This window comes from Deferrisoma sp. (genome assembly GCF_054681715.1).
On the sequence record NZ_BAAHFQ010000142.1, the window covers coordinates 1 to 7,221 of the forward strand.

Annotated in this window: 5 protein-coding genes and 1 pseudogene; all 6 read left to right on the top strand. The window is 74.8% G+C overall.

Annotation, left to right across the window (positions count from 1 at the left end; genetic code table 11):
* Positions 1-103: 103 nt before the first annotated feature.
* On the top strand, positions 104-1,708 hold the full coding sequence (locus ACY0I8_RS14700; protein ID WP_459942180.1) for a peptidase MA family metallohydrolase: 1,605 nt from the start codon (positions 104-106) through the stop codon (positions 1,706-1,708).
* Positions 1,709-1,831: 123 nt separating this feature from the next.
* Positions 1,832-2,842 (top strand): AAA family ATPase, encoded by a 1,011-nt coding sequence (locus ACY0I8_RS14705; protein ID WP_459942179.1) that lies wholly within the window; start codon positions 1,832-1,834, stop codon positions 2,840-2,842.
* Entirely contained in the window at positions 2,835-3,746 is a 912-nt protein-coding gene (locus tag ACY0I8_RS14710) for a DUF58 domain-containing protein (protein ID WP_459942178.1), read from the top strand. The genes ACY0I8_RS14705 and ACY0I8_RS14710 overlap by 8 nt, the downstream gene beginning before the upstream one ends.
* Positions 3,734-5,746 carry a BatA domain-containing protein gene (locus ACY0I8_RS14715; RefSeq protein ID WP_461395346.1) on the top strand — a complete coding sequence of 671 codons (2,013 nt, stop codon included), beginning with the start codon at positions 3,734-3,736 and terminating at the stop codon, positions 5,744-5,746. Before ACY0I8_RS14710 ends, ACY0I8_RS14715 begins: the two co-directional genes overlap by 13 nt.
* Complete coding sequence (locus tag ACY0I8_RS14720; protein WP_461395347.1) at positions 5,739-6,524, top strand: DUF4159 domain-containing protein; 786 nt, start codon at positions 5,739-5,741, stop codon at positions 6,522-6,524. Before ACY0I8_RS14715 ends, ACY0I8_RS14720 begins: the two co-directional genes overlap by 8 nt.
* Positions 6,521-7,221 (top strand): annotated as a pseudogene (locus ACY0I8_RS14725) (hypothetical protein); the annotation flags it as partial. The gene ACY0I8_RS14720 and the pseudogene ACY0I8_RS14725, both read left to right, overlap by 4 nt.

The following is a 7,221-nucleotide window of genomic DNA, read 5'->3' on the forward strand; positions in this document are numbered from 1 at the left end:
CGGGCCATGCGGGAGGGCCGGCCCCCGCCCGGTTACGAGCGCGAGGTGGAGGGATACTACGAGCGGCTGATCCGGTGAGGATGCCGGGCGCGGAGGCGGTATGGTGAAACGAGCGAAAGGGGTAAGGACGAGCGTCCTCGGCGTCGTGCTGGGCGCCCTGTTGGCCGCCCTCGGGGCGTCCGGGGTCCGGGCGGCCGAGGTGTACGGGGTCTCGGCCGGGGAGCTCGGGCTCTACCTGGGGAACAACCTGCTGGCCTCCTGGCGGGTGGCCGAGGCGCGGGACCTCGTGGACCGCCTGGCCGCGGAGCGGCCCGGCGATCCGCAGGTCCAGGCCCTGGAGGCCCGGGTGCTCTTTTTCGAGGGCCGGTACCGGGAGGCCCTGGAGCGGCTCGAGGCCCTGGGGGTGGAGGGCCCGTTCCGGGACCTCGTGGAGGCCACCTGGCGGAACACCCGGGACATGGAGGGGCGGGAGGCCGGCGGGTTTGCGGTGTTCTGGGCCGATCCCAAGGACGAGATCCTGGTCGAACCGGCCCTCGAGGGGCTCCAGGCGGCCCGGGAGGGGGTGGCCCAGTGGCTCGGGTTCGAGCCGGACCCCGACCGGCCCGTGCGGGTGGAGATCTACCCCACGGCGGCCGCCTTCACGGCCGTGTCCACCCTGACCCGCAAGGAGGTGGAGACCTCGGGCACGATCGGTCTTTGCAAGTTCAACCGGATCATGATCACGAGCCCCCGGGCGACCCTGTGGGGTTACCGGTGGCGCGACACCCTGTGCCACGAGTACGTGCATCTCGCGGTGTACCGGTTGAGCGAGGGCCAGGCCCCCATCTGGGTGCACGAGGGCGTGGCCAAATTCCTCGAAGGGGTCTGGCGGGGCCGGGTCGGGGAGATCGAGCCCGCCGCCCGGGCGCTTCTGGCCCGGCGGATGAAGGAGGGCACGCTGATCTCGCTCGACGAGATGAGCCCCTCGGTGGCGAAGCTCCCCTCGGCCGAGGACACGGCCCTCGCGTTCGCCGAGGTGGGCACGATGATGGCGTTCCTGGTGGAGGAGCGGGGACCCCAGGCCCTTCGGCGCCTCGTGGAGGGGATCGGCCGGGGGCTCGGTGACCGGGAGGCCCTCGAGGCGGTCTGGGGCGGCACGTTCGCGTCTTTTGACGAGGCGTGGCGGGCCTGGGTGGAGGCCCAGGGGTTCCGGGACGAGCCCATGGAGGTGCTGGAACTCCACCTGGCCGACCGGGGCGGCGACGAGGAACCGGGGGACGCGCCGGTGCCCAAGGCCCGGGACTACCTCCGGTTGGGGGATCTTCTGCGGGGGAAGGGGCGGATGGAGGCGGCCGCCCTCGAGTACGAGAAGGCCTTTGCCGCGGCGCCCCGGTCGCCGGCCACCGCCTCGCGCCACGTGCTGGGGCTGCTGGCCCGGGGCCGGTTCGAGGAGGCCGTGCGGGTGGCCGAGGAGGCCCTGGCCCTCTACCCGGACCTGGCCGTGTTGTGGTATCGCAAGGCCCGGGCGCTCCGGGAGTTGGGCCGGGTCGAGGAAGCGCTCGCCGCCCTGGACGAGGTGTTGGAGATCAACCCGTTCCATCTGCCCAGCCGGCGGCTCCGGGTGGAGCTCTTTACGGAACTCGACCGCACCGAGGACGCCCGGGCCGAGGCCGAGGTAGTGGCGCTCCTGGCCGGCGCGCCCGAGGGCCACGGCCCCGGGGGGCATTGAAGGGAAACCACGGAGGACACGGAGGAACCACGGCCTCCCAGCTTCCCAGCTTCCTAGCTTTCTAGCTTCCGAGCTTTCCAGCTTTCCAGCGGGCCGGAGGCCCAAAAAGGAGCAGTCGTCGCCATGCACACCGAAGCCGCCCCCACGCCGGGGGCCGACATCGAGCTCGTGGCCGAGGCGGCCCGGGCCCGGGACGAGATCCGGTCCGAGATCGCCAAGGTCATCGTGGGGCAACGGGAGGTCGTGGACCTCCTCCTCGTGAGCCTCTTCAGCCAGGGGCATGGGCTTTTCATCGGGGTGCCGGGGCTCGCGAAGACCCTTCTCGTCCACACCCTGGCCGACTGCCTCGACCTCGAGTTCAAGCGGGTGCAGTTCACCCCCGACCTTATGCCGAGCGACATCACGGGCACCGAGGTTCTCGAGGAGGACCGCCACACCGGGCGCCGGGAGTTCCGGTTCCTGCCGGGGCCCGTGTTCACGAACATCCTCCTGGCCGACGAGATCAACCGGGCCTCGCCCAAGACCCAGGCGGCGCTCCTCCAGGCCATGCAGGAGGGCAAGGTCACGGTGGCGGGCCAGGACCACCCCCTTCCGCGGCCGTTCCTCGTGTACGCCACCCAGAACCCGGTGGAGCAGGAGGGGACCTACCCGCTGCCCGAGGCCCAGTTGGACCGGTTCCTCTTCTCCATCGAGGTCGCCTACCCCGACCTGGACGAGGAGCTCGAGGTGGTCCGGCGCACCACCGCGGGGCCGCCCCCGGCCGTCCGCAAGGTGCTCGATCCCGGGCGCATCGCCCGGCTCCAGGCGCTGGTGCCCCGGGTGCCCGTGCCCGACTCCACCCTGGCCTACGCCGTGCGGCTGGTGCGGGCGACCCGGCCCGGCCCCGAGGCCCCCAAGGCCGTGGCGGAGTACGTGGCCTGGGGCGCCGGACCCCGGGCGGCCCAGCACCTCATCCTGGGGGCGAAGGCCCGGGCCATGCTCGACGGCCGGTTCGCGGCCGGCCCGGACGACGTGATGGCCCTGGTACGGCCGGTCCTGAAGCACCGGATCGTCACCAACTTTCGGGCCGAGGCCCAGGGGGTCGGCGTGGACGAGATCCTCGACGAGGTGGTGAGGTCCGTCCCCCGTGCTTGACCGCGCCGACCTGTACGACCCGGGCCTTGTGGCGCGGCTGAGCCGGTGGGCGATTCCCGGGCCCCCGAGCGCCTACCCCCAACGGGGCCTCCACCGAAGCCCTCGCCGGGGGGCGAGCCTCGAGTTCTCGGAGCACACCGAGTACACGGCCGGGGACGACCTGCGCCACATGGACTGGCGGGTCTATGCCAAGACCGACCGGCTGTACGTGAAGCGCTACGAGGACGAGCGGCTCCAGCGGGCCGCCCTGGTCGTGGACGCGAGCGGTTCCATGGCCTTCGGGGGCTCGGGGGAGGTCCGGGGTAGCAAGTACCACCGGGCGGCCCGCTGGGCCGTGGCCGTGGCGGCCTGCCTCCTGCGGCAGGGTGACGCGGTGGGCCTTTACGTGGCCGGGGGCGCCGACGAGGGGCTGGCGCTCGCCCCCCGGGGCGGGCTGGGCCACCTGGGGGCCCTCATCGAGGCCCTGGCCCGGGTGGGGCCGGCGGGGCCGGCCCGGCTGGGGACGGCGGCCGAGATCCTGGCCGACCGGGTGGGGCGCTCGGCGGCCGTGTTCGTCTTCTCCGACCTCCTGGACCCGGAGGCCGAGGGCCTGGAGCCGTTTCGCGTGCTCCGGGCCCGGGGCATGGCCCCCCGGGTCTGCCATCTCCTCCACCCCGACGAGCTCGACCTCCCGTTCGAGGACACGACCCGGTTTCTTGACCTGGAAGGGCCGGCCGAGCTCGTGCTGGATCCCCTGGCCGTACGCCGGGCCTACCGGGAGGAGATCGAGGCCTACCGGTCGGCCGTGGCCGCCCGGGCCGAGGCCCAGGGAATCCCCTACGCCTTCGTCACCACCCACGAGGACCCGGTGCCGGCCCTGGGCCGGATCCTCGCCGCGGTTCGGAGGAACCGGTGGACTTCCTGAGGCCCTTCTTCCTGTGGGGCCTCCTGGCGGTCCTCGTGCCGCTGGTGCTCCACCTACTGGGCCGGCGGCGGGTGCGCACCGTGCCGGTGGGGGTGCTCCGGTTCCTGGAGCGGGCGAGGGCCCGGGCCGAGGCCCGGTGGCGGATCCGGCAGTGGCTTCTCCTTGCGGCCCGCATGGCGGCCCTGGCGGCCCTTACCCTCCTCTACGCCGGCCCGGGCTGCGTGTCCGAGGCCCTGCGGGAGGGCCCGGGGGTCTGGTTCCTGGTGGTGGACCGTTCTCCGAGCATGGGGGCGGCCCAGGGCGGGCGTTCCGCCATGGACCGGGCCCAAGAGGCCCTGGGCCGGGTGATCGCCCGGGCCGGCCCGGAGGACCGGTTCTGGATCGTCACGACCTCGGAGGCCGACGACCCCGCGGGGCCCCTGCCGGGGCGGGAGGCCCAGGCGGCAGTGAGGGCGATCCAGCCGGCCCCGGGGCGCCACGACCTGGGCCGGGCCCTGGCGGCGGCCCGGGGCCTCGCCGCCGGGTTTCCCGGGGCCCGCATCGCCGTCGTCTCGGACCTCCAGGCCACGGCCTGGCCCCGGGGCGCCGGGGCGGGGGGCGGGTCCGAGGGGGCGGCGCCCGTCTTCCTCCTGGATTGCGGGTGGCCGGCGCCCGCGAACGCCTGGCTCGGGGAGGTGCGCGAGGGGGCGGGGGCGGTGGAGGTCGAGGTCGGCCGGGTGGGAATGGAGGGCCGGGTCACCGTGCGCTGGGAGGCGCCGGGCCGGCCCGAACGGGTGGCGTTCCTCGACCCGGGCCAGCCGACCGCTCGGTACGCCCGGGAGGCCGAGGTGGCGGAGGCGGCCATCTCGGTGGAGCCGGGGGGAGACCTGGCCGTGGACGACCGGATCGTTCTGCCGCTCCGGTGGGCGGGGGCGCCCCGGGTGCTCCTGGTGAACGGAGACCCCCAGGGGTTTGAGATCCGCGACGAGCTTCTCTTCGTGCGAAAGGCCTTCGCTCCGGGGAGCGAGCTGGCTGAGCGGTTCCGGGTGCGCGAGGTGCGCCAGGCCGATCTCCGGCCCGAGGACCTGGAGGGAATCGACGTGGTGCTCGTCGCGAACCCGCGCCCGTTTTCGGCCGATGTGGCCCGGGCCGTCGAGGACGCCCTGGCCCGGGGGGCCGCCGTGGTGGTCTCGGCCGGCGATCACCTGATCCCCGAGGCCGATCTGGGGGCGATGCTGCCCGCCCCCCTTCGTGACCGGATCGAGGTCGCCCAGGCCGACCCCCTCCGCCCCCCGTACGAATCCCTGGACCCGGCCAGTTTCACCGGGTTCATGGCCGCGTTCCGAGACCCCGAGGCCGGCGACCTGGCCGAGACCCGGGTGAGGCGCTACTGGGTTCTGGACACCCGGTCGGCCGACGGGGTGCGGGTGTGGGCCCGGTTCGCCGACGGCGCGCCGGCGATCCTCGAGCGGGCCGTCGGCCGGGGCCGGGTGCTCTTCGTGGCCACCACCCTCGACCGGGACGGGGCCGACCTGTGCCTCCAGGCCGGGTTCTTGCCCTGGCTCGAGCGGCTGCTGCTCCACGCGGCCGGCCGGCTTCGGCCGCGGGTGCCGGCGGTGGTGACGGCGGGGGAGCCCCTGGAACTGCCCTACGGGGAGACCGTGACGCTCGAGGGCCCCGACGGCGGCCGCACGGTGTGGGCCCCGGGCGATCCGCCCCCGGTACCGACCGCCGTGGGGCCCTACCGGGTGATCACCGAAGGGGGCGTGGAAGACCGGTTCTACGCCCGGCTGCCCCCGGCGGAATCGGACCTCCGGCGGCTCGCCCCCGAGGAGGCCGCCCGGCGCCTGGGGGCGGGGGCGCGGGCCGCCACGGCGGGCGAGGCCGTTGGGGCGGGGACGGCAGCGATCCCGGGCCGCACCGACGCCTCCGGGGCGGTGGCCGCGGCCCTGGTGGCGGCCCTCCTGGCGGAGGCCGCGCTCTCGGCCCGCTGGCGGAAAGGAGTCCGTCGCGATGGGTGAGACGCCCAGGAACTTCGGGGGATGGACCCGACGGCAGGCCCTGGGACGGATCGGCGCGGCCCTGGGCGCCGCCTTTTTTCCCTTTTCTGCGCGCGGATACGGGCTTCGTTCGTACTTCGTGTGGGCCCAGCTGCGCTACCCCGGGGCCTGGGATCCCAACCCCCTGGCGGCCGGGCGGTTCCTGCGGGAGCTCGCCCGGCGCACCAGCGTCGAGCCGGCGGGCCGGCGGCGGGTCATCGATCCGGCGGACCCGGCTCTCTTTGAACTCCCGTTCCTCTACGTGGCCGGGCGGCTCGCTCCCCCGCGGCTGGGGCCGGCCGGGGAGGAGGCCCTGACCCGGTACCTGGAACACGGCGGGTTCGTCCTGTTCGACGACGCAACCGGGGTCCCGGACTCGGGGTTCGCCCGGGGCGTCGAGGAGCTCCTGGAGCGGGTCATGCCCGGCCGGAGGCTGCGGCCGCTTCCGGCCGACCACACAGTGTACCAGAGTTTTTACCTCCTTTCCGGGGCGCCGGGCCGGGTGCTGGTCAAACCATTCCTCTACGGAGTCGATCGCGAGGACTTGACCCCGGCGATCCTGGTGGTGAACGATCTGGGCGGGGCCTGGGACGCCGATCCGGTGGCCGGGTTCACCCACGCCTGCGTGCCCGGAGGCGAGCGGCAGAGGGAGCTCGCGTTTCGGCTGGGGGTGAACCTGGTGCTCTACGCCCTCACCGGGAACTACAAGAAGGACCAGGTCCACATCCCGTTTATCCTGCGGCGGAGGCAGCGGCCGTGAGCCCCGAGGCCACCTGGGTCTGGAACGGGGCCCAAGGGCCGTGGCTCGCGGCCCTGGGCCTCGTCGTGATGGCCGCGGTCGGGTCGTGGGCCACCGCGGCCGCCCGGATCCGGGGCTGGAGGCGGTGGGTGCTCCTCGCCGTGCGCCTGGCCGCCCTCGTCGCGGTCGGCGTGGCGGTGCTCCGGCCGGCCCGGGAGGTGCCGCTCACCCGGGTCAAGCCGGCCCCGTTGCCGGTGGTGGTGGACACGTCCCGGAGCATGGTCCTGGGGTCGGGGGCCGCCGCCGAGGGCGCCCGGGAGTGGTTGCGGCGTTGGGCCGGCAGGCTGGAGGCGCTCTCCCCGGCCTACCGGGTGGAGGTGCTGGGGCTCGGGGACCCGCCGGAGGCCTTGCCGCCCTCCGGGCCGACGTTCGGGGCCGACGCCTCGCCCATCGGCCGTACCCTGGAGGCCGTGGCGCGCACGCGCCGGGACGCGGCCGCCGTGATCCTCCTCTCCGACGGCCGGGACACCGAGCGGCCGGGCCGCCCGCCGGCCGCCCTCCCGTTTCCCGTCTATCCCGTGGTCCCCGAGGGCCGGGCCCCGGCCGATCTGTGGATCGACGGGGTGGAGGTGCCCCCCGTGGCCTTCATCCGCACCCCGGCCGAGGTCCGGGTGCGGCTCGCGGCCCAGGGGCTCGGGGCCGCCCCGGTCACGGTGAC

Bases quoted from the DNA above. Each gene is read 5' to 3' on its own strand.
- ACY0I8_RS14705 (WP_459942179.1), top strand. From the start codon at position 1,832: ATGCACACCGAAGCCGCCCCCACGCCGGGGGCCGACATCGAGCTCGTG.
- ACY0I8_RS14720 (WP_461395347.1), top strand. From the start codon at position 5,739: ATGGGTGAGACGCCCAGGAACTTCGGGGGATGGACCCGACGGCAGGCC.